25 protein-coding genes are annotated in these 24287 nt (G+C 63.3%); 13 read left to right on the top strand and 12 right to left on the bottom strand.

What is annotated here, in order from left to right:
• Window positions 1–119: 119 nt before the first annotated feature.
• Complete coding sequence (locus tag NKI31_RS09995) at window positions 120–1322, top strand: pyridoxal phosphate-dependent aminotransferase (protein ID WP_023737846.1); 1203 nt, start codon at window positions 120–122, stop codon at window positions 1320–1322.
• A 57-nt stretch (window positions 1323–1379) separates the two neighbouring features.
• On the opposite strand, the gene NKI31_RS09990 is transcribed toward NKI31_RS09995, so the two are convergent.
• Both NKI31_RS09990 and NKI31_RS09985 read right to left on the bottom strand, forming a co-directional pair.
• Complete coding sequence (locus NKI31_RS09990) at window positions 1380–1775, bottom strand: (R)-mandelonitrile lyase (protein WP_352651431.1); 396 nt, start codon at window positions 1773–1775, stop codon at window positions 1380–1382.
• 48 nt (window positions 1776–1823) lie between these two features.
• Entirely contained in the window at window positions 1824–2375 is a 552-nt protein-coding gene (locus NKI31_RS09985; protein ID WP_023817643.1) for a methyltransferase family protein, read from the bottom strand.
• 147 nt (window positions 2376–2522) lie between these two features.
• Between NKI31_RS09985 and NKI31_RS09980 the strand changes: the two genes are divergently transcribed.
• The 3 genes from NKI31_RS09980 to NKI31_RS09970 all read left to right on the top strand — a co-directional run bounded on the left by NKI31_RS09980 (window position 2523) and on the right by NKI31_RS09970 (window position 6903).
• Complete coding sequence (locus NKI31_RS09980; RefSeq protein WP_023713926.1) at window positions 2523–3383, top strand: alpha/beta fold hydrolase; 861 nt, start codon at window positions 2523–2525, stop codon at window positions 3381–3383.
• A 245-nt stretch (window positions 3384–3628) separates the two neighbouring features.
• Entirely contained in the window at window positions 3629–5680 is a 2052-nt protein-coding gene (locus NKI31_RS09975; RefSeq protein WP_023734961.1) for an elongation factor G, read from the top strand.
• A gap of 725 nt (window positions 5681–6405) precedes the next feature.
• Window positions 6406–6903, top strand: a complete 498-nt coding sequence (locus tag NKI31_RS09970) for a methyltransferase family protein (RefSeq protein ID WP_352461926.1) — start codon at window positions 6406–6408, stop codon at window positions 6901–6903.
• 22 nt (window positions 6904–6925) lie between these two features.
• Here the strand turns inward: NKI31_RS09970 and NKI31_RS09965 are convergent, their stop codons facing one another.
• Window positions 6926–7822 carry a LysR family transcriptional regulator gene (locus tag NKI31_RS09965; protein WP_023671970.1) on the bottom strand — a complete coding sequence of 299 codons (897 nt, stop codon included), beginning with the start codon at window positions 7820–7822 and terminating at the stop codon, window positions 6926–6928.
• A gap of 80 nt (window positions 7823–7902) precedes the next feature.
• Window positions 7903–8877: a thioredoxin-disulfide reductase gene (trxB, locus tag NKI31_RS09960; protein ID WP_023689720.1), complete on the bottom strand. Its 975-nt coding sequence runs from the start codon at window positions 8875–8877 to the stop codon at window positions 7903–7905.
• A 256-nt stretch (window positions 8878–9133) separates the two neighbouring features.
• On the opposite strand from trxB, the gene NKI31_RS09955 reads away from it, so the two are divergent.
• Window positions 9134–9613, top strand: coding sequence for an Lrp/AsnC family transcriptional regulator (locus NKI31_RS09955; protein ID WP_352651430.1), 480 nt, complete (start codon window positions 9134–9136; stop codon window positions 9611–9613).
• Between the two features lie 5 nt (window positions 9614–9618).
• On the opposite strand, the gene NKI31_RS09950 is transcribed toward NKI31_RS09955, so the two are convergent.
• From NKI31_RS09950 to NKI31_RS09935, 4 genes are all read right to left on the bottom strand, one after another.
• Window positions 9619–10266, bottom strand: a complete 648-nt coding sequence (locus NKI31_RS09950; RefSeq protein ID WP_352651429.1) for a D-glycero-alpha-D-manno-heptose-1,7-bisphosphate 7-phosphatase — start codon at window positions 10264–10266, stop codon at window positions 9619–9621.
• Window positions 10259–10831, bottom strand: a complete 573-nt coding sequence (locus NKI31_RS09945; RefSeq protein WP_352651428.1) for a D-sedoheptulose-7-phosphate isomerase — start codon at window positions 10829–10831, stop codon at window positions 10259–10261. Before NKI31_RS09945 ends, NKI31_RS09950 begins: the two co-directional genes overlap by 8 nt.
• Window positions 10832–10839: 8 nt before the next feature.
• Window positions 10840–12333, bottom strand: coding sequence for a D-glycero-beta-D-manno-heptose-7-phosphate kinase (gene rfaE1 / locus NKI31_RS09940; protein ID WP_352651427.1), 1494 nt, complete (start codon window positions 12331–12333; stop codon window positions 10840–10842).
• Window positions 12334–12457: 124 nt separating this feature from the next.
• A complete protein-coding gene (locus NKI31_RS09935) occupies window positions 12458–13090 on the bottom strand; it encodes a LysE family translocator (protein WP_352651426.1) in 633 nt (210 codons plus the stop codon).
• A gap of 134 nt (window positions 13091–13224) precedes the next feature.
• On the opposite strand from NKI31_RS09935, the gene rfaD reads away from it, so the two are divergent.
• The 3 genes from rfaD to waaC are packed head-to-tail and all read left to right on the top strand — an operon-like array spanning window position 13225 to window position 16126.
• Window positions 13225–14175 carry an ADP-glyceromanno-heptose 6-epimerase gene (gene rfaD / locus NKI31_RS09930; protein ID WP_352651425.1) on the top strand — a complete coding sequence of 317 codons (951 nt, stop codon included), beginning with the start codon at window positions 13225–13227 and terminating at the stop codon, window positions 14173–14175.
• Complete coding sequence (gene waaF, locus NKI31_RS09925) at window positions 14148–15155, top strand: lipopolysaccharide heptosyltransferase II (protein WP_023821652.1); 1008 nt, start codon at window positions 14148–14150, stop codon at window positions 15153–15155. Before rfaD ends, waaF begins: the two co-directional genes overlap by 28 nt.
• Window positions 15152–16126, top strand: coding sequence for a lipopolysaccharide heptosyltransferase I (gene waaC, locus NKI31_RS09920; protein ID WP_352651424.1), 975 nt, complete (start codon window positions 15152–15154; stop codon window positions 16124–16126). The genes waaF and waaC overlap by 4 nt, the downstream gene beginning before the upstream one ends.
• Window positions 16127–16150: 24 nt before the next feature.
• On the opposite strand, the gene greA is transcribed toward waaC, so the two are convergent.
• Entirely contained in the window at window positions 16151–16624 is a 474-nt protein-coding gene (gene greA, locus NKI31_RS09915; RefSeq protein ID WP_023671981.1) for a transcription elongation factor GreA, read from the bottom strand.
• Between the two features lie 287 nt (window positions 16625–16911).
• Entirely contained in the window at window positions 16912–17448 is a 537-nt protein-coding gene (locus NKI31_RS09910; protein ID WP_023695764.1) for a tetratricopeptide repeat protein, read from the bottom strand.
• Window positions 17449–17677: 229 nt separating this feature from the next.
• On the opposite strand from NKI31_RS09910, the gene NKI31_RS09905 reads away from it, so the two are divergent.
• The 3 genes from NKI31_RS09905 to NKI31_RS09895 all read left to right on the top strand — a co-directional run bounded on the left by NKI31_RS09905 (window position 17678) and on the right by NKI31_RS09895 (window position 20302).
• Window positions 17678–18103 carry a DUF3775 domain-containing protein gene (locus NKI31_RS09905; RefSeq protein WP_023683751.1) on the top strand — a complete coding sequence of 142 codons (426 nt, stop codon included), beginning with the start codon at window positions 17678–17680 and terminating at the stop codon, window positions 18101–18103.
• Between the two features lie 687 nt (window positions 18104–18790).
• Entirely contained in the window at window positions 18791–19378 is a 588-nt protein-coding gene (locus NKI31_RS31840) for an extensin-like domain-containing protein (protein WP_502899113.1), read from the top strand.
• A gap of 132 nt (window positions 19379–19510) precedes the next feature.
• A complete protein-coding gene (locus NKI31_RS09895) occupies window positions 19511–20302 on the top strand; it encodes an extensin-like domain-containing protein (protein ID WP_023733327.1) in 792 nt (263 codons plus the stop codon).
• Between the two features lie 20 nt (window positions 20303–20322).
• Here the strand turns inward: NKI31_RS09895 and NKI31_RS09890 are convergent, their stop codons facing one another.
• Entirely contained in the window at window positions 20323–21042 is a 720-nt protein-coding gene (locus NKI31_RS09890; protein WP_352651423.1) for a gamma-glutamylcyclotransferase, read from the bottom strand.
• Between the two features lie 112 nt (window positions 21043–21154).
• Here NKI31_RS09890 and NKI31_RS09885 point away from each other — a divergent pair, with 112 nt between their 5' ends.
• On the top strand, window positions 21155–21862 hold the full coding sequence (locus NKI31_RS09885; RefSeq protein WP_352651422.1) for an LssY C-terminal domain-containing protein: 708 nt from the start codon (window positions 21155–21157) through the stop codon (window positions 21860–21862).
• A 70-nt stretch (window positions 21863–21932) separates the two neighbouring features.
• Window positions 21933–23243, top strand: a complete 1311-nt coding sequence (locus NKI31_RS09880; protein ID WP_352651421.1) for a hemolysin family protein — start codon at window positions 21933–21935, stop codon at window positions 23241–23243.
• Between the two features lie 28 nt (window positions 23244–23271).
• Here NKI31_RS09880 and NKI31_RS09875 read toward each other — a convergent pair whose 3' ends face one another.
• Window positions 23272–24150 carry a DMT family transporter gene (locus tag NKI31_RS09875; RefSeq protein WP_050588054.1) on the bottom strand — a complete coding sequence of 293 codons (879 nt, stop codon included), beginning with the start codon at window positions 24148–24150 and terminating at the stop codon, window positions 23272–23274.
• Window positions 24151–24287: the final 137 nt, after the last annotated feature.

Genomic DNA, 24287 nt, shown 5'->3' with positions numbered 1-24287 from the left:
ATCTTCACGGGTCCTTGACCCTGGCTCATCCGACAATGCTTGCACTTGCCGGGTCGATGCGACATGAGAGGCGCCGCAGCTGTTTGCGGTTGCGCCGACCCCTCTGGAGATATCTGGTCATGGCCTTTCTTGCCGACACCCTTGCCCGCGTAAAGCCTTCCGCCACCATCGCGGTGACGCAGAAAGCCCGCGAGCTGAAAAATGCCGGCCGTGACATTATCGGCCTCGGCGCTGGCGAACCGGATTTCGACACGCCCGACAACATCAAGAATGCGGCGATCGAGGCGATCCGCCGCGGCGAGACCAAGTACCCACCGGTTTCGGGCATCGCGCCGCTGCGCGAGGCGATCGCGAAAAAATTCAAGCGCGAGAACAATCTCGACTACAAGCCCGAGCAGACCATTGTCGGCACCGGCGGCAAGCAGATCCTGTTCAATGCCTTCATGGCGACGCTGAACCCAGGCGACGAGGTCATCATCCCCCGCCCCTATTGGGTCAGCTATCCCGAAATGGTGGCGATCTGCGGCGGCACCTCGGTGTTCGCCGATACTTCGATCGACAATGGTTTCAAGCTCACTCCCGCCGTGCTGGATAAGGCGATCACGCCGAAGACCAAATGGCTGTTGATGAACTCGCCGTCGAACCCGTCCGGCGCCGCATACACGGAAGCCGAGCTGCGCGCGCTGGCCGACGTGCTCTTGAAGCATCCGCATGTCTGGACACTGACCGACGACATGTACGAGCACCTGACCTATGGCGACTTCGTCTTCAGGACGATCGCCGAGGTCGAGCCGAAACTCTACGAGCGCACGCTGACCATGAACGGCGTCTCGAAAGCCTATGCCATGACCGGCTGGCGCATCGGCTATGCAGCGGGTCCCGTCCAGCTGATCAAGGCGATGGACATGATCCAGGGCCAGCAGACCTCGGGCGCCTGCACCATCGCGCAATGGGCCTCGGTCGAGGCGCTCAACGGCCCGCAGGATTTCGTCGCCAGGAACAAGGCGACCTTTCAGGGCCGTCGCGACCTCGTCGTGTCGATGCTCAACCAGGCGCGCGGCATAACCTGCCCGTCGCCGGAAGGCGCCTTCTATGTCTACCCGTCCTGTGCCCAGCTGATTGGCAAGAAGACCAAAGCCGGCAAGATAATCGACACCGACGAGACTTTCTGCTCCGAATTGCTCGAAGGCGAGGGTGTCGCAGTGGTGTTCGGCTCGGCCTTCGGCCTCGGCCCCAACTTCCGTATCTCCTACGCCACGACGGAGAGCCTGCTGGAGGAAGCCTGCACGCGCATCCAGCGATTCACTGCATCGCTGACCTGATCAGGCTCCGAGACATGAAACCGGCCTTTCGAGCCGGGTTTTTGTCAAGAGCAGACCTCAGCCGCCATACTGCTCGCTCGTGACCGCTTCCATCCAATCGGCATGGACGCCGTCCAGCGCTTCCTGCATGGCGACGTGGGTCATTGTCGTCTTTGGACCCGCGCCGTGCCAGTGCTTCTCGCCCGGCTCGAACGAGATGACGTCGCCCGCCTTGATCTCCTGGATCGGCCCGCCCCATGTCTGCGCAAGGCCGGCGCCCGCAGTGACATAAAGCGTCTGCCCCAGCGGATGCGTGTGCCAGTGGGTGCGCGCACCGGGCTCGAAGCTGACCAGCGTGGCTCTGAGCCGGGCCGGCGCTTCCTTCTCGATGATGGGCGTCTGCAACACGCGGCCGGTGAAATACTTCTCCGGTGCGACGATGGTCGGCACGCTGCCGCAGGCAATGATCTTCATCTCTGGTGATCCCTAAGTTTGGCAGAAGCTCCCCTGCTCCGGTGCCGGCTACCACCCCAGCCGGGGCCAGAACAGGCCGGCACGCACGCGATAGTCCGCGTAGGCTCCGGCCAGCGGCGTGCGCGAAAATTTCTTCTCTTCGTCCAGCGCCGCAAACACATAGAGGATAGCGATCCCGGCGACCGGCACCACCACCCAGATCGACCAGGTCGCGATCCCCCAGCCGATCCAGAAGATGATGTAGGACGTATAGAAGGGGTGGCGGACATGGCCGTAGGGGCCGTCGATCAGCAGGCTGTGCGGATCGTCGGGTGCGAAGGCGAAGCGCAGCCGCGCCTTGCGCGACGTGACAATCGCCCACCAGAACAGGGCAGAGCTCGCCAGTTCGACGGCGAGCCCGGTGAGCTTTGCCGAAACCGGCTGCGATTGGATCCAAAGGATGGCGAGAAAGAACAGCGCCGTGGCGATGACCGCCGCCGATATCACCATGGCGCCTGGCGACATCGCCTGGGATTGGAAATGAGCCCGCATCGACCAGACATATTGGCCAACCGTCGCGATGCTGCAGATCGAGACAAGAAGATCGAGGACTGGTTCCATTGTCGGGATTCCGCGCGTGATTGCCATGGAGCCAGCGATCGTGCCGGCTATCTCTTTAGAAATCCTTTCTTAACCACATGTTTAAAGAACATATAGAGCCAGCGATGCGATGTTGGCGGTCAGGCAAATCTCAAGGTCTAATCCAGCATGAGCATCACTCACCGCACCATCCGCACGCCGCAGGCCGACTTGCGCCTCAGCCAGTCGTCTGGTTCCGGCATGCCCATCGTCATGATCCACGGCTCGGGCAGTTCGCGCGCCGTGTTTGCCCGTCAGTTCGATAGCCCGCTTGCCGACGCCCATCGGCTGATCGCCTTCGACCTTCCCGGCCACGGCGAGTCCTCCGATGCCCGGGACCCGGCGACCGCCTATACGATTACCGGCCTTGCCCAGACCACAGCCCGGCTTCTCGACGCTTTGGGCATCGGCCACGCCATCATCTTCGGCTGGTCGCTCGGCGGCCATGTGGCGGTCGAACTGGCCAGCTTTCACCATGCGGTCAGCGGCCTGGTGCTGACCGGAGCGCCGCCGGTGTCGCGGGGGCCGCTTGGCATGCTGCGCGGCTTTCACGCCAACTGGGACATGCTGCTCGCCTCCAAGAAGGTCTACTCCGAACGCGACATCGAGCGTTTTGAGGCTCTGTGCTACGGCGACACCGCCAGTCCGTCTTTCCGCGAAGCCATCAGGCGCACCGACGGCCGGCTTCGCGCCGGCGTGGCGCGCTCCATGTTTGCGGGCAAGGGCGCCGACCAGAAACAGGTGGTCGAGCACGCTCCGTTCCCCGTTGCGGTGATCAATGGCGAGCATGATCCGCTGGTGCGGCTGAGCTATTTCGAGACCGTCGCCTACAGCTCGCTGTGGGAACAGTGCCATGTCATACCAGGCGCCGGCCATGCGCCCTTCTGGGAACGTCCGGACCTGTTCAACCCGTTGCTGTCGCGCTACGCCGAGATGGTGGTGAAGCAGAGTGCAGCCGCCACGCCCACGCGCCGCACTCAGGCAAGCTGAAATCGCCCGACGGTTCTGATCCCCGGGTCTTGCCTCGGCCGCCTGACGGCGGCGCGATTTCTATTTTCCTTGCCCTCCCGGCTAACCCGTGGGACGATGGGTTGGGCAGGTGGCTAAATGAAAACAACCCCGCCCGCGACGGTCGAACAGGCCGGCCGCCGCTCACGACAGGGTGCGATCGGCGCAAAACCGTTTCCACTTTTGCTGATCGCACTCCAAGGGCAACGCCTGAGTGGAGGTCAGCCATGGGTACTCGCGCCGGAGGACGACGCACGGGACCGAAATGCATTGCCATAGTCGGTCCCTTTGCAAGCGGTAAGACGACACTTCTCGAAGCCATCCTCGCCCGTACGGGCGCCATCCCCCGCCAAAATCCCGTTTCATCGGGAAGCACCGTTTCCGATCATTCGCCCGAGGCGCGGGCGCACGCCATGAGCGTCGAGGCGACCTTTGCCACCACCGAATTCATGGGCGAGCGGATCACCTTCGTCGACTGTCCCGGATCGATCGAATTCTCCTTCGAGGCCGAGCCGGTGCTGGCAGCCTGCGATCTCGCGGTGGTCGTCGCCGAGGCCGACGAGAAGAAGATCCCAGCCTTGCAGCTCATCATGCGCAAGCTCGACGATCTCGGCGTGCCGCGCATCCTGTTCCTCAACAAGGTCGACAAGGCAATTGCCGGCGTACGCGATACGCTGAAGATGCTGCAGCCGACGAGCGCGGCGCCGCTGTTGCTGCGCCAGATCCCGCTGCGCAAGGACAATGTGGTGATCGGTTCGATCGACCTGGCGCTGGAGCGCGCCTACATCTACCGCGAATATGCCGAAAGCCAGGTTGCCGAAATTCCAACTGACGACAAGGCGCGCGAACTGGAGGCTCGCTTCTCCATGCTGGAGACGCTTGCCGACCATGACGACCAGTTGATGGAGCAGCTACTGGAGGAGATCGAGCCGCCGAAAGACGCGGTCTTCGACGATCTGTCCGCCGACCTGCGCGCCGGCGCCATAACGCCGGTGCTGATCGGCACCGCCGAAAAAGGCAACGGCGTGCTGCGCCTTTTGAAGGCGATCCGCCATGATGCACCGGATGTCGAGGCGACGCGCAAACGGCTCGGCGTCCCCGACGGCAATCACACCGTGGTCCAGGTGATGAAGACCATCCACACCGCGCATGGCGGCAAGCTGTCCGTGTCGCGCGTACTCTCCGGCCAGATCGCCGATGCAGCCGAACTCTATTTGTCGAATGGCGAGACGGCGAAGGTCTCCGGCATCTACAAGATGCTCGGCAAGGACCAGTCCAAGCTCACCGCTGCCAAGGCCGGCGACACGGTGGCGTTGGGCAAGCTGGACGAGGTCAAGACCGGCCAGACGTTGAGCTCCACGAAGGGCGGTATCAAGCCGCTGGTCACGCTGACGCCGCCGCAGCCGGTCTTTGCCTTTGCCCTGCGGCCGAAGGAGCGCAAGGACGAGGTCAAAATGTCGGCGGCCATCCAGCGCCTGGCCGAGGAAGATCCCTCGCTCACCTTGCGCCACAACCAGGACTCGGCCGAGACCGTGCTGTCCGGCCATGGCGAGATGCATCTGCGGGTCGTGCGCGAGCGGCTGGAAGGCAAGAATCAGATTCCGGTCGAAGGCCATGCGCCTGCCGTCCCCTATCGCGAGACGATCCGAAAGACGGTGCAGCAGCGCGGCCGCCACAAGAAGCAGTCCGGCGGCCATGGCCAGTTCGGCGATGTGGTGATCGAGATCAAGCCGCTGCCGCGCGGCTCCGGCTTTCAGTTCTCGGACACCATCACCGGTGGCGTCGTGCCCAAGACCTACATCCAGTCGGTCGAAACCGGCGTGCGCGATTATCTGAAATCCGGCCCGCTCGGCTTCCCTGTGGTCGATGTCGCCGTCAACCTCTCCGACGGCTCCTACCACGCCGTCGATTCCTCCGACATGGCTTTCCAGATGGCGGCCAAGCTGGCCATGAAGGAAGGCATGGCGGCCTGCTCGCCGGTGCTGCTCGAGCCGGTCATGAAGGTCGAGATCGTCACGCCGTCCGAAGCCACTTCGAAGATCATCGCGCTGATCCCGCAACGGCGCGGCCAGATCCTTGGCTACGACGCGCGGCCTGACTGGCCGGGATGGGATGTCGTGGAGGCGACCATGCCGCAGGCCGAGATCGGCGACCTGATCATCGAACTGCGCTCGGCGACCTCCGGCGTCGCCAGCTATCGTTGCGCCTTCGATCACATGGCCGAGCTGACCGGACGGTTGGCCGACGAGGCGATGAACGCCAACGGCAAGGCTGCCTGACAGGCCGAAGGATGATCCGCACAAAAAACGGCGCCCGGATGATCCGGACGCCGCTCTTATTGCGGACCGTCTTCTTGGGAGGAAAACGGCAGGTCCGCCGCACGTATCCGCCGCGCCATACGGCACTGGCAGACGAACAGGTTCGGACGCGGTAGCCGCCTGAGCCCGGATCTTCCGAGTGATGCCCCCATCTCCCGGTCGAACCACACCGCGTCCTATGATCTGCTTAAACGATGAATCGCGCCTGCGGCATGTTACCTGAGGTTACATGTCACTGTTACGCGGCGATTTTGCTCGATTTTTCGCTGGCTACGGCAGGGCCGGAAACAAAAAAGCCGGATCAATGAAGATCCGGCTGAGTTTGATTGGAAGTGCCTGTTAAGGCTAACCTCCAGAGGGGAACACTCGAGGGCGCTAATGGGAGGAGAACGCGCCCAGGAGATGATCTATATATGTGCTGTTCATGCCCAAGAAACAAGCATCTATTTTGCAACACACGCATGCAAAAAGGTACAGGCTGTGGTCTAACCCATGTCTAGGGGCCATAGGACCACGAAAAGTTGCCAAATGAATGGCGCGACCGTGCTGTTGCCTTCGCAGAACCGCAAGTCGGGCTGATTCTCGCGCTCGCGGGCAAAAAGCCGAATGACGTTGAATCGGGCAACAGGCGTTTATTTTTGCGGCAGCGGGATGGGAAGGGCCGGCCGGAAGAAGGGAGACCTGACATGCGGACACCCCAGGCGATCGCCGGCAGCGCGGTCTTCTTCATCGCCGCACCTTGTGTCGTCGCCGGGCTGGTGCCCTGGCTGCTCACGGACCGCTACCGTCTGCCGCTGTCGACGGTGCCCGGCTTCGTGCCGGCCGGCTCCATCCTGATTGTCGCGGCCATCGCCCTGCTCGTCCATTCCTTTGCCCGCTTCGCGCTCGAAGGCCTCGGCACGCCGGCGCCTGTCGCGCCCACCGAGAGACTGGTGATCGGCGGCGTGTACCGCCATGTCCGCAACCCGATGTATGTCACAGTACTGTCGATCATCCTGGGCCAGGCGTTGCTGTTTTCAAGCTGGAGCGTCGCTGCCTATGCCGCCATCGGCGCGATCGTCATGGGCTCTTTCGTCAGGTTCTATGAGGAGCCGACTCTCGCCCGCCGCTACGGTGGCGAATACGAGACCTACCGCCGCAATGTTCCCGGCTGGCTGCCACGGCTGACGCCTTGGCGGGGGTGACCAGCACCTCCCAAGGGCATGTTTAAAATGACCAGCTGCGCGCTTTGGCGATGATGAAGTCGCGGAAGACGTGCAGCTTGGCCTGGTTCTTCATTGCATCGGGATAGGCGAAATAGGTGTCGAAGGACGGCACCTCGGTCTCCGGCAAAAGCTGCACCAGATCCGATTCCTTGGAGATCACGTAGTCGGGCAGCATGGCGATGCCGGCGCCGCCCTGCACGGCGCGCTTGATCGACAAGATGTCGTTGATCTGCAGCGTCGGCACCCTTTGCCCACCGTCGAAATCGCCGATCGTTTCCAGCCAGTTCAGCTCCGACAGATGCGACGGCACCGGCACACCGAAAGTGACGATGCGATGGTTCTTCAGATCGGCGACCGAGGTCGGCTTGCCGTGCTTGCCGACATAGGACGGCGAGGCATAGAGGTGGAAATGCACAGTGAACAGGCGGCGCTGGATCAGGTCCGGCTGCTGCGGCTGGCGCAGACGGATCGCGCAATCCGCCTGGCGCATCGTGAGGTCGAGTTCCTCATTGGCGAGGATCAACTGCAGGCTGATTTCGGGATAGAGCTCGATGAACTCCTGCACCCGTTCGGTCAGCCAACCGGCGCCAAGCCCGACTGTCGTCGTCACCCTGAGCACGCCTGAGGGACGGTCCTTTGCCTCGGTCAGCTTCGACTTGATGGTCTCCAGCTTCATCAGCACGTCATGCGCCGTGCGGAACAGCATTTCGCCCTGCTCGGTCAGCACTAGGCCGCGGGCATGGCGATTGAACAGCGGCACCCCGACGTCATGCTCGAGCGCGCTGACCTGGCGTGAAATCGCCGATTGCGACAGGTGCAAAGTCTCGGCGGCATGGGTAAACGACCCAGCCTCCGCCGCTGCGTGAAACACGCGAAGCTTGTCCCAGTCCAACGCCATTGAATTCCCCTCGTTCTGTTCTTGGCGTCTGAATGAAAAATCAGGCTTTTGAACGGCTTGCGACGCCGTCTTGATAGATTTTATTCCGCCGCTTCGCGGTGCACCTCGATGCCGGCCAGGTATTTTTCCGCCTCGAGCGCGGCCATGCAGCCGAGCCCGGCGGCGGTCACCGCCTGACGGTAGATGTCGTCGGTTACGTCACCGGCGGCGAACACGCCGGGCACATCGGTGCGGGTCGAATTCGGCGCCGTCCACAGATAGCCGTTCGGCTTCTGCTTCAGCTTGCCGACAAACAATTCCACCGCCGGCGCATGGCCGATCGCCACGAACACGCCGTCCACCTGGAGATGGGTGACCTCGCCGGTCACCGCATTTCTGAGCTTCAGCCCTTCGACCGAAGGCGGCAGCGGCGTCTTGCCGGGCCGGCCGGTGATCTCGTCGACGATCGTGTCCCAGATGACTCGGACATTGTCCTTTTTCAACAGCCGCTCACGCAGGATGCGCTCGGCGCGGAAATCGTTGCGCCGGTGGATGACGGTCACGCTCTTCGCCAGATTGGAGAGATAGAGCGCCTCCTCCACCGCCGAATTGCCGCCGCCGATGACAGCGACATCCTTGCCGCGATAGAAAAAACCATCGCAGGTGGCGCAGGCCGACACGCCGAAGCCCATGAAGGTCTGTTCGGTGGGGATGCCCAGCCATTTCGCCTGCGCGCCGGTGGCAATGATCAGCGCGTCGGCCGTGTAGGTGGTGCCGGAATCGCCCGTGGCGCGGAACGGCCGCACATTGAGGTCAACCTCGGTGATGATGTCGTTGACGATGTCAGTGCCGACATGCTCGGCCTGCTTCAGCATCTGCTCCATCAGCCACGGGCCCTGGATCGGATCGGCGAAGCCCGGATAGTTTTCGACATCGGTGGTGATCATCAGCTGCCCGCCCTGCTGCAAGCCTGCTACGAGCATCGGCTTGAGCATGGCGCGCGCGGCGTAGACTGCGGCGGTATAGCCGGCCGGGCCAGAACCGATGATAAGGACAGGCGCGTGCTTGGTGGTCATCTAAAGCCTCTGCGGGGCAGACAATCGAGTGTGCCTTGGAAAACGACGTGAAACGGTGCTGGTAATGTAAGGGTTGCCAACCACACCAGCAAGACGATCAGGCCGTCGTCCCCGGAAAGCTTCGGCCTACAGGCTTATTCGCGCAATGGCCGCTTTCGTTATGGTTGCGAAATCGCCCGACCAAAGGGCTGGCATCGACACAAAAGTCGTTTAAGGACGAGAGCGCGAAAGATTCTTGCGCTAAGCCGAGACCGCCATGCCCCTGAAAGCCGACCTCGACGCCATCGACTGGAAGATTCTGCGCGAGCTTCAGGCCGACGGGCGCATGACCAATGTCGAACTGTCGAGCCGCGTCGGCATTTCCGCCCCGCCCTGCCTGCGCCGTGTCCGGCGGCTGGAGGAAACCGGCATCATCAGAGGCTATCGCGCCTTGCTCAACGCGCCGGCGCTCGGCATGGATGTCGTCGCCTTCTGCCTGATCGGCCTGCATCACCAAGCCGACGCGGAGCTCAAAGCTTTCGCCGAGCGCACTCGCGGCTGGCCGATCGTGCGCGACGCCTGGATGGTCTCGGGCGAATCCGACTTCCTGCTGCATTGCGTGGCGAGCGACCTCGGCACGTTCCAGACCTTCGTCATCGAAGAACTGGCCTCGGCCGCCAATGTCGACACGGTGCGCACCGCGCTGACCATCCGCCGCGTCAAGGACGAAGGGCTGGTGGCGTTCAGCGCCCCATGATCGTCCTAGATTCGGGCGAGCGACTCGATAGCCCCCAAAAGCCCTACCAGATCATCGGGGTTGCGCAGCGGCAAAACCTCGAAGCCCGGCTCATTACTTCCCTCGCCATCCACCAGCCAGCCGCGCGGCAGGCCGGCACGTTGTCCGGCCTGCATATCCGCGGGATTGTCGCCGACGATCAGCGAGCGTTTGAGATCGAGGCCGAGGCGCTGCCGGGCCTGTAGCAGCATGCCCGGATTGGGCTTGCGCATCGGATGGCCGGCGACCGCCAGTGGCCCGCTGCCCGCCTCGTGGTACGCGCAGGCCAGAACCATGTCGACGAAGGCATCGCGGGCGGCAAGCAGCTTGAGAACCCGGCCGTTGACCGCGGCAAATTCCTTCCAGCCGAAATAGCCGCGCGCGACGCCTGACTGGTTGGTGACGATGACCACCGGGATGTTGCCCCGGTTGGCGGCGGCGATGACCGGCACGATGCTGTCGCGCAGCGCCATTTTGGCTGGATCGTCGGGATAGCCGGTGTCGACATTGACGGTGCCATCGCGGTCGAGGAACAGCGCCGGCGCGTTGGCTGGAAACACCCGCGAACCCACCCGCTCAACCCACAGGCCGGGCTCAGCCAGCGGGTATGGACCGTAGGCCCCGGTGTCAGCCATTCGACAGACGGTCTTCCACCACCTTGCAGAGATAGTGGTAGAGGCAGAGATGTCCCTGCTGGATGATCGGCGTCGAGGTCGAGGGCACGTTGAGCAGTATGTCGGTGAGCGGCTTGAGTTTGCCACCGCTGTCGCCGGTGAGGCTGACCACCGTCATGCCCATCATCCGAGCCTGTTCGGCGGCAGCCAGAATGCTCGGCGAATTGCCGCTGGTCGAGATGGCAAGCAGCACGCCGCCGGGCGCGCCATGCGCCTCGACCTGGCGCGAAAACACGGTGTCGAAGCCATAATCATTGCCCCAGGCGGTCAGCATGCCCGCGTTGGCCGGCAGCGCGATCACATTGTAGGCCTTGCGCTCCTTAAGGAAGCGGCCGACCAGTTCGGTGGCGATATGAATAGCGTCGCTGGCCGAGCCGCCATTGCCGCAGACCAGCAGCGCCTTGCCCGAGGAAAGCGCGGCGACGACCGCACTTACAGCACGTTCCATCTCGGCGGTCAGGTCACGCTCGACTGTCGCGGTGATCGCGGCCGCCGAGCGGACCAGATAGTCATTCAGTCCGGACATGAAATCCCTCAGTTGGTGGCGCCGCCGGCGCGCAGTTTGCCGATGGTGCCGGTGGTGCTCTTGCCGGCAACGAGGTCGACCAGCACGACGCGTCCGCCCGCCTTTTGCACCACATCGGCGCCAACCACGGTCTCGACGGTGTAGTCCGCGCCCTTGACCAGTATGTCGGGCAGCAGCGCCTCGATCAGCGCCAGCGGCGTATCCTCTTCGAAGACGACGACCGCGTCGACGGAAGCAAGCGCGGCGAGCACGCAGGCACGGTCGTGCTGATCGTTGACCGGGCGCCCGGCGCCTTTCAGCCGCCGCACTGAAGCATCGCTGTTGAGGCCAAGCACCAGCCGGTCGCACTGGCTGCGCGCCGCGTGGAGAAGACTGACATGGCCGGCATGCAATATATCGAAGCAGCCATTGGTGAAGCCGACGCTCAGGCCCTCGTCCTTCCACGCCGCCACCATGCGCGCGGCCGATGCGGCATCGAGGATGGCGTCCTTGTGGGCGGTGGGGCCGTGCAAGCGGAACAGCGCGCCGGTGAGTTCCTCCACCGTCAGCCGCGCGGTGCCGCGTTTGCCCACCACCACACCGCCGGCGGCATTGGCGATGGAGGCGGCCATGACGCGATCGGCGCCCGCGGCCAGAGCCAGCGCGAAGCTCGCGATCACCGTATCGCCGGCGCCCGAAACGTCGAACACTTCGCGCGCCTGGGTGGCGATGTGGCGCGCCTCATCCGCGCCGACGACGCTCATGCCCTTTTCGCTGCGGGTGGCGACGACGAAGTCGAAGCCATGTGCCGAAATCAGCTGGCGTGCCGCCGCGACGATCTCGTCGTCGGCGAAAACCGGGCGACCGACAGCTTCGCCAAGCTCCTTGCGGTTGGGCGTGATGGCGGTCGCGCCGGCATAGCGCGCATAGTCGCGGCCCTTGGGATCGACCAGCACCGGTTTTCCCGCCTCGCGGCAGATGGCGATCAGGTCGGCGGCGACGCCGTCGAGCAAGATGCCCTTGCCATAGTCGGACAGAATGACGATGTCGGCGCGCGTGAGTGCGGCGCGAAAATGCCGGACCAGGTCCGCCCGTTCCTTGTCGTCGAGCGGCTTGATCTCTTCCTCATCGAAGCGCAGCACCTGCTGATTGAGCGCGCTGAAGCGGCTCTTCGACGACGTCATGCGACCGCGCTCCTGCGCCATATCAGCCGTATCGGCGCCGAGTTCGCGCAGCATGCGCACCAGATTGTCGCCGGCCACATCGGTGCCGATCACCGATATAGGAATAGCGCTGGCACCCAGCGAGACGATGTTGGCGACAACGTTGCCTGCGCCGCCCATCGTCGAGGTCTCGCCGCGCCCGTGCAGCACCGGGATCGGCGCTTCCGGCGAGATGCGCTCGATGACGCCGTTGACGAAACGGTCGAGGATGAAGTCGCCGACCACCAGCACGGCAACGTCGCCAAAGCGGGCAATGGCGCGGTGCAAAGGTTCGGGCGAAGGCGGATTGTGCTTGATCATGTCACTGGCAATGCGAGGGAAAGGCCGACCTCAATCACGCTGAAAATTGTCAATTTACGGGCCGGATCGTTCATGGCGAAGCCGATATACCGCAAATCCGCGCAGCGCAACGTCAGGGCGGCCGTCAGCTCTTCTGCAACGCGACGTGGACGCCCAGTCCGACCAGCACCGCCCCGCCCGCCCGCTGCATGATGCGCTGCGCACGGCTGGAGCGCTTCAGCCGGGCGATCACCATGCCTGCCAGCAACACGCAGACAATATCTGCCGAAGAGAACATTAAATTGACGATAGTGCCCAGCACGACGAATTGCAGCCAAACCGGGAACCCCGCCGAGGCATCGATGAACTGTGGCAGGAACGCCATGAAGAAGATCGCCGTCTTCGGATTGAGCACTTCGACGGTGATGCTCTCGAAAAATGCCCGGAGCGCCGATTTGCGCTCGATCGCCGGCAGCGCCGTGTCACCGTCCCCGCGCTTGCGGAACAAGGACACGCCAAGCCAGATCAGATAGAGCGCGCCGATGAGCTTGACCGCCATGTAGAGCGGCGGCACTGCATGGAAGAGCACCGACAGCCCGGCGGCAGCCGCAAAGACATGGAAATAACCGCCAAGATGGATGCCAAGTGCCGCCGTCAGCCCCGACCAGCGCCCGCGCGCCATGGTCTGCGCGGCGGCATAGAGCATCGCCGGTCCTGGAATATAGGCAAAGATCGCCGTGGTGGCGAAAAACGCAATGAGCAGTTCGGTCGACGGCATTTTTTGTCCCCTAGCTTGCGGGCCTCGAATAAAGCGGGCCGCTTCGCGGTCTCACTGTGGCGTCGTGGTGCTTCATCGACAGTACGCTTGGCCTCCCTTATAAGGACCGGAATCGCAAGCAACCAGAGGCATTCATGATCATCGTCACGGGCGGGGCCGGCATGATCGGCTCCAACATCGTCGCCGCACTCAATGCCGAAGGCCATGATGACATCCTCGTCGTCGACGACCTCACCGACGGCCACAAGATCGCCAACCTGGCCGATTTGCAGATAGCCGACTATCTCGACAAGGACGAATTCTTGGCCACCTTGGAAGCCGGCGACCTAGGCCGCGTCGAGGCCGTCTTCCACCAGGGCGCCTGCTCGACCACCACGGAATGGAACGGCAAGTTCATGATGGACGTGAACTACGCCTTCTCAAAGCGCTTGCTGCATGGCTGTCTTTCGCTGCGCATACCGTTCCTCTATGCCTCCTCGGCTTCCGTCTACGGCGGCGGTTCGGAGTTTCGCGAGGACCCCGCACTTGAGCGGCCGCTCAACGTCTACGCCTATTCGAAGAAACTATTCGACGACTATGTCAGGCGCACCGTGTTCGACACCGATCATTCGCAGGTCGCCGGCCTGCGCTACTTCAACGTCTATGGCCCGCGCGAGGCGCACAAGGGCGCCATGGCCTCGGTCGCCTTCCATCTGTTCAATCAGGTCGGGCGCGGCGAAAACCCAAAGCTGTTCGGCGCCTATGACGGCTTCGGCCCCGGCGAACAAAGCCGCGACTTCATTCATGTCGGCGATGTCGCCGACGTCAATCTGTGGCTGTGGAAGCGCGGCTCGAGCGGCATCTTCAACTGCGGCACCGGCCGCGCCCAGCCGTTCCGCGCCATTGCCGAGACCGTGATCGATACGCTGGGCACGGGCGAGATCGAGTTCATCGAATTCCCCGATCACCTCAAGGGCAGCTACCAGAGTTTTACCCAGGCTGATATGTCCCGTTTGCGTGCAGCCGGCTATAATGGGCAATTCCGCAGCGTGGAAACCGGCGTCAGAGACTATGTCGAATGGCTGAAAGCCCAACGATCCTCGTGATCGGCCCACGCTGGGTGGGCGATATGGTCATGGCTCAGTGCCTGTTCTCGGCGTTGAAGGAGCTCCATCCCAACGCCGCCATCGACGTGCTTGCCCCGGCCTGGGCGGCCCCGCTGGTCAAGCGCATGCCCGAGATTCGCCAGCAGATCGATTTCCCGCTGCAACCCGGCGCGCTCGAATTCATCATTCGCCGCCGCTTCGGCCGCCTGCTGCGCGGCCGCTACGATATGGCCTACGTCCTGCCGGGCAGTTGGAAATCGGCGCTGATCCCGTTCTTTGCCCGCATTCCGCGCCGTTTCGGCAATCTCCGGGAAATGCGCTACGGCCTGCTGACCGACATCGTGCCGCTGCCCGATGCCGTCAAACGGCTCACCGCGCAGGCCTATTTCGGTCTTGCCCAGGGTGGCCATTTCAGGGCGCCGCACCTGACCGTCGATGGCGGCAATCAGAAAGAGTTGCTCGCCCGCTTCGACCTGCAGCCGGGAAAATTCGTCGCCATGATGCCCGGCGCCGAATTCGGTCCGGCCAAACGCTGGCCTAGCGAAAGCTATGCCGGCCTCGCCGGAGAGATGATGGCGAAAGGATTCGAGGTCGCGTTGTTCGGCTCGAAGAACGATCGCGACGTCACTGCCGAGATCGCAGCACTCGCGCCCGGTGTCGTCGATCTGGCAGGAAAGACGCGACTGGAGGACGCCATCGACCTGATCGCCGCGGCCAGGCTGGCGGTGTCCAACGACAGCGGGCTGATGCATGTCGCGGCCGCCGTCGGCACGCCGGTCGTTGCCGTCTACGGTTCGACCTCGCCGGAAAACACGCCGCCGTTGGCTGAACAGCGCGAACTGATCTGGTTGCATCTGTCCTGTTCGCCCTGCCACCGGAAGATCTGCCCGCTCGGCCACCTCAACTGCCTGAAGACGCTGGACGTTGCCCGAGTGGCAGCGGCGGCGGACAGGTTGCTGGAACTCCCGGCCGCCGCATGAAGGTGTTGATCGTCAAGACCTCCTCGATGGGCGACGTCATCCACACCTTCCCCGCCGTCGAAGATGCACGCCGCAAGCGCCCCGATATCGCCTTCGACTGGTGCGTCGAAGAGGCCTTTGCCGGCATCGTCGCGCTGCATCCGGCGATAGCAAAGATCCATACCGTCGCCATCCGGCGCTGGCGCAAGCATCTGTTCAACGCCGGCACATGGCGGGAGGCGACAAGCTTGCGCCGCGCTCTGCAAGCAGGCGAGTACGACCTCGTCATCGATGCGCAGGGGCTGCTGAAATCGGCCCTGGTGGCGAAACAGGCAGCGGCACCAATCGCAGGTTTCGACCGCGCAAGCGCGCGGGAGCCCTCGGCAACGTTGTTTTACCAGCGCAAATACGCCGTGCCGCGCAACCTGCACGCCATCGAACGCACGCGCCGGCTGTTCGGGCTGGCGCTGGGCTACGAGCCCGATCTTTCGGCGCTCGCATCCGGGATTGTGCCGCCTCCCGGCGGCCTGGCCGGCATTGACGGCAAGACGGCCTTCCTGCTGCACGGCACCAGCCGCGAGGACAAGAAATGGCCCGCCGAAGACTGGATCGAAACGGCTCGCCTGCTGGTTGGTAGCGGAATGACGCCGGTCACCACCTGGTCGAACGAGCGTGAGAAGGCGGTGGCCAATGCGATCGCAAAAGCCGTGCCGTCAACGATCGTGGTGCCGAGATCGCCGCTGGCAGACATTGCCGCGATCCTTGGCCGCTCGACGCTGGTTATCGGCGCCGACACCGGTCTGACCCACCTCGCCAGCGCCTTTGGCCTGCCGACGGTCGCGGTGTTCCTTGCGACCGAGCCGGGTTTGACCGGCCCGCGCGGGCAATATGCCTCAACGTTGCTGGCCGCATCGGGGGAGCGCCTAACGCCGGCGAAGGTGGTGGCGGAAGCTGACAAGCAGCTGGCGCTCAAATCACGAGCACCAGCCTAGAGCCTTTCAGAAGTATCTGAGGTGCTAGATAAATTGCACCTGGACGATCTCATAACCCCTGGCGCCGCCAGGCGCGTTGACCTCGATGGCGTCGCCGACTTCCTTGCCGATCAGCGCGCGCGCGATCGGCGATGAGATCGAGATACGGCCCGATTTCACGTCCGCTTCCTGGTCGCCGACAATCTGGTAGGTCTTCTTTTCCTCGGTGTCCTCGTCGACCAGCACCACCGTGGCGCCGAACTTGACCTTGTCGCCGCTAAGCTTGGTGACGTCGATCACCTCGGCCCGAGCAATATAGTCTTCCAGTTCGTTGACACGGCCCTCATTGAGGCTCTGCGCCTCTTTGGCGGCATGATATTCGGCATTTTCGGACAGGTCGCCATGCGAGCGCGCTTCGGAGATCGCCTCGATGATGCGCGGCCGCTCCTCCTGCTGGCGCCAACGCAGCTCTTCCTTCAATGACGCGAACCCCTCGCCTGTCATCGGGACCTTGTTCATGATGCCTGACCTTTCCTGCCGCCACCCCCGCATTTCGGGGAAAGCCTTGTCGATGGTATAAAAAGAAAACGGGTCCGGCAGCCTCGGGCTAACGGAACCGTTTCACCGCAATTTTCCCCAATATAGCGATCCTCGCGCGTTTTTCACGCTGAAAAAGCAGGCTCTTTGAAAAATCATGAGCCGACTTGCGCAATTGCCGTCACGGCATGTGCAGCGTGTTGCAGCTGCGACAACAAAAACCGGCTGCGATTGCTCGCAGCCGGCCCAGAGAAGCCGTTGGGGTGGGGTCAGCTTCTCATGAAATGGTAGATCTGTTCGGCCAGCATGCCGTATTCGCGGGAACCTTTGCCGGTCCGCTTCTCGATCTCGGCCAGCTGCTCCTGGGCGCCGGCCAGGTCGCCGATCTGCAGATGGGCCTCGCCGAGATATTCGCGCACCAGCGTGTAATCCGGGTTGATGCGCAGCGCTTCCTCGTAATAGCCGAGGCCGACGGTGACACGGCCGGAATGGCGATGCGAATAGCCGAGATAGTTGAGGATGCGCGGATCCTGCTTGTTGGCGGCAAGGCTAAGCACGGCGATCGCCTCGTCATAACGCCCGGCCATGGCCAGGTCGTGACCAGCATCGTAGATGTTGTCGTCGTCCAGCATGCCGTACTTCGGCGCGACGCATTTCTGCTTTTTCTTGTCCCAGACCTGCCCCTTCTTGCACTGGGTGGTGGTTTCGGTACCACCGCCACCGCCGCCGGCCGCAAACACCGGAACCGCAAAGAACTGCAGCGCGACAAGCGCCGCAGCCGCCTGGATCAACACTCTTTTATGCATCGGAGCCTCCTTGAGGGATAATGACAAGCTTGAGGGAAAATGACGATAATGAAAAGCTAACGCCGGGATGCAGACTTTTCATCCCGGAAACCCGCAGCCGCCGAAACTATTTGTGCGGCCGTGCCTGACCTGAATTCGGTCAAAGGCGGGAGTCAGGGATCAGAACATGACGTGACGCGCGCTGCAAATCCGCTATCATTCGGGAAACGATCAGCGGGGGTGCCCGAGAGTGCAACAGCGCCGTGAGCGGGAATGGGAGCTATCGATCGGCCCGGACACCGTGCGCCTGTTCATTCTCAAGGCAAAGGGACTGAGTGCTGCCGTCAACGAAGACTATGCCGACGGTGCCGAGCATGAGGTCGAGCTCGATGGTGAATCACATGCCAATCACCACCATGACGGTCTGGCGGAGGAAAGCGCGGAAGACCTCACCGAGGAAGAGCTGCGCGAGCTGATCAACGACCTCAACGTCGACGAAGCGGCCGAGTTGATCGCGCTGGCCTGGGTCGGCCGCGGCGACTATGACGCAGCGGAATGGTCCGATGCGGTTGCCGCCGCGCGCGACCGCGCCAACAAGCGCACGGCGAAATACCTGCTCGGCATGCCGCTTTTGGCCGACTGGCTGGAAGAAGGGCTGGAAGCGATTGGCGCGTAACGGCGTGGTTACCGTTCGTGATGGGCCGCAGGCAACCTCCGGGAGCTCGCGCCGTTGAGGACGATGGGGTCTGTTGTACTTTCCCGAACATGCAGGGTTGCACTGGTCATGGTCGTCACGGCTCTGCTGCTGGCGCCCCTGCTGACGCAAGCTGACGCCAAACAGCGCAAAAAGCATTACACGCCGCTGTCACAGCGGTTGGAGCAGCTGTTTTCACCGCGGGTCGACTCGCATCCTAAGCCGCGCAGCAAACACCGCCAGAAGCCCAGGCCACAGCGGCACATCACGCCAAAGCAGGTGGAACAAAAGACCCCGGATAAAGAGCCCTCGCCCGCCGATGTTCCGGTGCAGCCCTCGCGCGTTATCCCGCTGCCCGAGGCGCGTCCTTCAGAGGCGCCGAAGACCGGCGCGGCACCGATCGAAAAGCAAAAGGCCGAAGGTCCGAACCCCCTTGGCGCGCCCAACCGGTCCAATGACGATCGATTCAACGAAGAAAAGTCCCGTTTTAGAAAGCAGGCGCGGCCCGGACCGTCAGCCCCGAAGCCGTCGACCGATAAGCAAAGCGAGCCCGAGCCGCCGGCCGCGGAGCCGATTCCGACACAAAAGCCAGACACTCCGGAACCTGAAGCTCAGCCGCCGGCCGTTGCTCCGCAGCCACCTGAAAAACCCGATGCCGGCGACAAGAAGATGCTGCCTGATCCGCGCTCGGCCGATTTGCCCGATGCAAAAATGCCGGCGGCGGAAGTCGCCTGTCGCGAGCGGCTGACGGCCCTTGGTGTCGAATTCGAGGAGCATAAGGCGGAAAGCAATCCCGACATCGGCTGCTCGATCCCCTATCCCCTGCTGCTGAAGTCGCTCGGAAAATCCATCGCCATCGGCCCCGCGACCGAACTCAACTGCCCGATGGCCGAGGCGGCAGCCCGCTTTGCCGCCGAAATCATACAGCCGGCGGCGAAAGCCGAGTTCGGAGCCGACCTGAAATCGATCAACCAGGCATCGGCCTTTGTCTGCCGGCCGCGCAACGGCACGCGCCATCTGTCGGAACATGCCTTCGGCAATGCGCTCGATATTGCCAGCTTCACGTTGTCGGATGGCAGAAAGGTCGAAGTCGGTCCAACGCCGCCCGAGAAGGACGGCAAATTCCTCAATGCGGTGCGCAAGGCCGCCTGCGGACCGTTCAAGACCGTGCTTGGGCCGGGCGCGGACCCGGACCATTCCCTGCATTTCCATCTGGATCTCGAACCGCGCCGGAATGGTGGCACTTTCTGCCAGTGATGGCCCTTCAGTGATCGTCATGCCGGTGATGGTCTGGCGGCCGCATTTTGGCCGCAGGCATGAACGTGGACGCTGAGTTTTCCTTTACCCTTGATCGTTAAAATCCCACCGATCAAGGACAGGATTCCGCCCATGGCCGCAATATTTCGCGCCGCGAAGGCAAAAAGCGCAGCGATACTGGCCGCCGGTCTTGCGCTGGCCGCCGTTTCGGCTTGCAACACTGGCAGCGTGCTGTCGCTGCAGCCGGCCGTCGATGTCGGCTCGCAGACCGCGGCCGTGCCGCAATATGAAGGCATGCAGAAGCTCGTCCCGTCCAATCCCTATATGACTGCCGCCTATCCGCGCATGGACGAGCCGATGTCGGAGTCGGAGCCGCAGCAGATGCCGGCCAGCGAAACCGATTGCCGTGGCGAGCTGAAGCGCCTTCGCGTCGTCTACACCGATGTCCAGCCGATCCATGAGGGACAGTGCGGCATAGACTGGCCGGTCAAGGTCTCCGCCATCGGCGGCATCCAGATGAAGCCCGCCGCAACATTGACCTGCGACATGGCCGCAAGTTTCGCCGCCTGGACCAGCAACGAACTGGTTCCCTCCGCCCGCTGGCGCTATTTCTCGGGCGTCAAGACCATCCACCAGGGCTCAAGCTATTCCTGCCGCAACATCGCCGGCGAAGGTGTCCTGTCCGAGCACGGCAAGGGCAACGCCCTCGACGTCATGAGCATCGAGCTCAACAACGGCGACGACATCGACGTGCGCAAGCCCGGCCTGTTTGCCTTCCGCACCCGCGGCTTCCTCAACAATGTGCGTGCCGACGGCTGCCAGTACTTCACCACCGTGCTCGGTCCCGGCTACAATTACGATCACCGCAACCATTTCCATTTCGACATCAAGAACCGCAAAAGCGGCTACCGCGCCTGCCGCTAAGGCGTTTCACCGTTCAGAAATCAGTCGGGATTGGCGTTCCTGGTGGAAGCGATGATTTGCTGGGCCACCAGATCCTGGATGCGCCAAAGGTTCCTGTCGCGGATACCGCTCTCTTCCAACTTGCTGACGGTTCGGAACAGGTATTGAGCCGACGAGCCCCAATGCCCGGCAGCCCGCGCCAGCGTGTCGGCAACCTGCTCCAATGGCAGCCGGCCGGCATAGGCCCTGCCGTCTGGCGCGGCGACGAAAGCCAAGGCCCGCAACGGCCCATCCTTGGTCTTGACCTTGATCCAGCATGGCACGTTAGTCGGCGGATTGGCATCGATCTCGCGGCGCATCAACTGGCCAAGTTGCCCGACATGGTCTTCCGCGGGCAGCCGATAGACGATGCCGTTGCAGCTGCCGCCTCGATCGAGCGCCAGCATCAGCGCCGGCAAATCACGGGTTCCGCGCCAACGGGTCAGTGTCAGGCAAAACGAGCGGTGCCATCCTGGCGCCGTGGCCGGGCGCTGCTCGACATGGGCAAATTCGGGGTTCCAGATCAGCGACCCGTAGGCAAAGACCCATAGCGCTTCAGGCCGATGCTCCGACAGAAGTTGCTCGACAAGACTATCGAACTCCGCGTCTGTATGCTCGGTTGTTCCGGGCTCGGGACCCGCATCCGGTTCGACACGCTCGACCCTTGCGACAAGGTCCGCGGTCAATGCCATCGAGCTGCGACCCACCGGCTTCTTATCCATTGCTGCTCACCCCCCGCAAAAACGATGGCCGACGATAGAACGGCTGCTCGCCGCTGGCCATTGATTTCCAGGGTCCGTCAGGCACAGATACCGCACGGATCGAGCCGCTTTCATGAGCCGACGAAGCCTGCAACGACGCGCATTGACCTGGCTCGCCGCTCTTCTGGCGGTCTGGCTGGCCCTCGCCTATGTCGCTGCGCCGGAATTCTGGACGTTTCGCGACCGCGGCTTTCGCACGCAGACTTTCGAGATGGTGACACACACGCCGCAAGGCATTCCGGGCGACCCGATCAATATCGGCCTTGTCGGTACCGAAAAAGAGGTGGTCCATGCCTTCGCCATGGCCGGATGGGATACGGCCGATGGCGTGACGCTAAAGACCGCGATCGAAATCGGTGAGAGCGTGCTGTTCGACCATCCCTATCCTGACGCCCCGGTCAGCCGGCTGCTGTTCGAAGGCCGCGCCCAGGATCTCGCCTTCGAAAAGCCGGTCGGCGGGAGCGCCGACCGGCGCCATCATGTCCGCTTCTGGCGAAGCGATGCGACCGGCGACGACGGCCGAACGCTCTGGATGGGCTCGGCCAGCTTCGACCGCGGCGTTGGTCTCAGCCACGATACCGGCGCCATCACCCACCATATCGCCCCTGACATCGACGCCGAGCGCGATCTCGTGATCCACGACCTGTCGGCGGCCGGCATGGTGACCTCGGCGAGCGACATCCCGGGCATCGGCGCCACCAGGACCGGACGCAACGGCGGCGGCGATCCCTATTTCACCGACGGCAAGACTCTTGTCGGGGTGCTCAGGCAATTCCCCTGAACCACCGTCATTTCCCAAAAATCATCGCGGACTATTTTCCTGCGGCCCGCCGCAATGCTATTGAGCCCTGATGCTATACGTCGAAATCGCCACCGTGGTCGTCCTCATCTGTGTGAACGGCCTTCTGTCGATGTCCGAGCTCGCCATCGTGTCGTCGCGCCCGGCGCGGCTCAAGGCGATGATCGACCGCGGCGTCAATGGCGCCGGGCGTGCGCTGACGCTCGGCTCCAATCCCGGCAAATTCCTGTCGTCGGTGCAGATCGGCATCACTCTGGTCGGCGTGCTGTCGGGCGCCTTCTCCGGCGCCACGCTGGGCGACAGGCTTTCGGTGTACCTGGCCACGACCGGCATGCGCGAAAACATCGCCGACCCGCTCGGCGTCGGCATTGTCGTTGCGATCATTACCTATTTCTCGCTGATCGTCGGCGAGCTGGTGCCCAAGCAGATCGCGCTGCGCGATCCCGAGCGTGTTGCGGCCCGCGCGGCGCCTGCGATGACCATCCTAGCCACCGTCTCGGCGCCGCTGGTGTTCCTGCTCGACATTTCCGGCCGCGCCATATTGTGGCTGCTTGGCCAGCGCGGCGAGAGCGAGGAGAAAGTCACCGACGAAGAGATCAAGATGCTGGTCGCCGAGGCCGAGCACCACGGCACCATCGAATCCGACGAGCGGCGCATGATCGCCGGCGTCATGCGGCTCGGCGATCGCGCCGTGCGCGCCGTGATGACGCCGCGCACCGAGGTCGACTGGATCAATTTGCAGTCCGATGAGGGTGCCATCCGCAAGCTCTTGATGGAGACCCAGCATTCGCGCCTGCCGGCCGGCGACGGCGGCGTCGACGTCATGGTTGGCGTTGTTCAGACGCGCGACGTGCTGGCCGCCCTGCTCGCCGGCCGCGCACTCGATCCGAGCAAGCATGTGCGCGCCGCCCCCATCGTCTACGACCAGGCCGACGCGCTGGATGTGCTGCAGAAGCTGAAGGAATCCGACGTGCCGATGGCGCTGGTGCATGACGAATACGGCCATTTCGAAGGGATCGTCACACCTGCCGACATTCTCGAGGCCATCACCGGCGTCTTCCGCGCCGATACCGACGCCGGCGACGAGGAAAACGCCGTCAAGCGCGAGGACGGCTCATGGCTGCTCGCGGGATACATGCAAGCCGACGAGATGGCTGACGTTCTCGGTATCGACCTGCCGGAAAACCGCGACTACGAGACCGTCGCCGGTTATGTGCTGTCGCACATGCACCATCTGCCGGCGACCGGCGAATGCGTCGACGCGCAAGGCTGGCGTTTCGAGGTCGTCGACCTCGATGGCCGCCGCATCGACAAACTGATCGCCACCCGGCTGCCCAGCGGCCATCGCGAAGTGGTGCGTTGACGCTCTGCCGTCAAAGCGAATAGCGCCCTCAGACCGCGGCTTCGATCGGTTCGGCAAGCTTCGGATTGGAGCGCGAGGCGATCAGGCAACTGGCCACGATCAGGGCCGCTCCAGCCAGCGTGGTCCAGGTCGCCGCCTCGTCGAAGAACAGCCAGCCAAACACGATCGCCCAGATGAAGGCGGAATACTCCGTCGGGATTAGATATTGCGCTTCGGCCCGCGCGTAGGACCAACTCATCAGGAACTGGCCGGAGAGCGACAGCGCCGTCACCCCGGCCAGTGGAAGCCAGAGATTGCCCGGCAGGGCAACCGCGAGCCATGGAGCGGCGGGGAGAAGGACGGCGGCAACGCAAAGGTTCTGGAACAGCATGATCTCGACTGGCTTGGCCACCAGCGCCTGCCGCCGCGAGAGGATCAGATTGTAGGCGTAGAACACCGTCGATGCGAGCACCGCCACCGTGCCAAGGAGGGCATCCCCGGTATAATTCCCTTGCCCGAACTGTCCGGCCATGATGATGACGACGCCGGCGATGCCCGCCAGCGACGCCCAGATCGCCTGGCGCTGTATGCGTTCGCCCAAAAGCAGCGCCGCCAGCAGGAGAGCGAACAGCGGCGCGACGAAACTAAGCCCGATCCCATCCGCCAGCGGCAATCTGGCAAGGCCCCAGAAGAACGACAGCAGAACTATGCCCACGACCACGGCGCGCAGCGCGTGTAGCCGCAGCACGGAAGGCGTGGGAAGGGAACGCGGCCCCGCCGCCCAGGCCGTGCCCGCGACCACGCTCGCAAGCATGCTTCGCCACAGCACCGTGTTGTAGACACCGACGGCGATGACCAGGATCTTCATTGCCGCATCCATGGCGGACAGAAGGAAGATCGCAAGTGCACAGACCAGCACCGGGGTCATGGGGGAAACGACGCCTGACGGGCTGGGTAACTTCACGGGGCATGCTCATGTGATGGATCGCAGCCGGATATATCAGGGGAGGACGGCCGGGCCAGATGGCAGGGCCGTGCATATGGCGGTCCAACCGATCTTCGCAG

It is taken from the genome of Mesorhizobium sp. M0659 (assembly GCF_040320605.1).
In the GTDB taxonomy this organism is placed as follows: Bacteria; Pseudomonadota; Alphaproteobacteria; order Rhizobiales; family Rhizobiaceae; genus Mesorhizobium.
The sequence above is the reverse complement of the archived record's forward strand: the minus strand, read 5'-3'. Positions and strand labels throughout refer to the sequence as shown.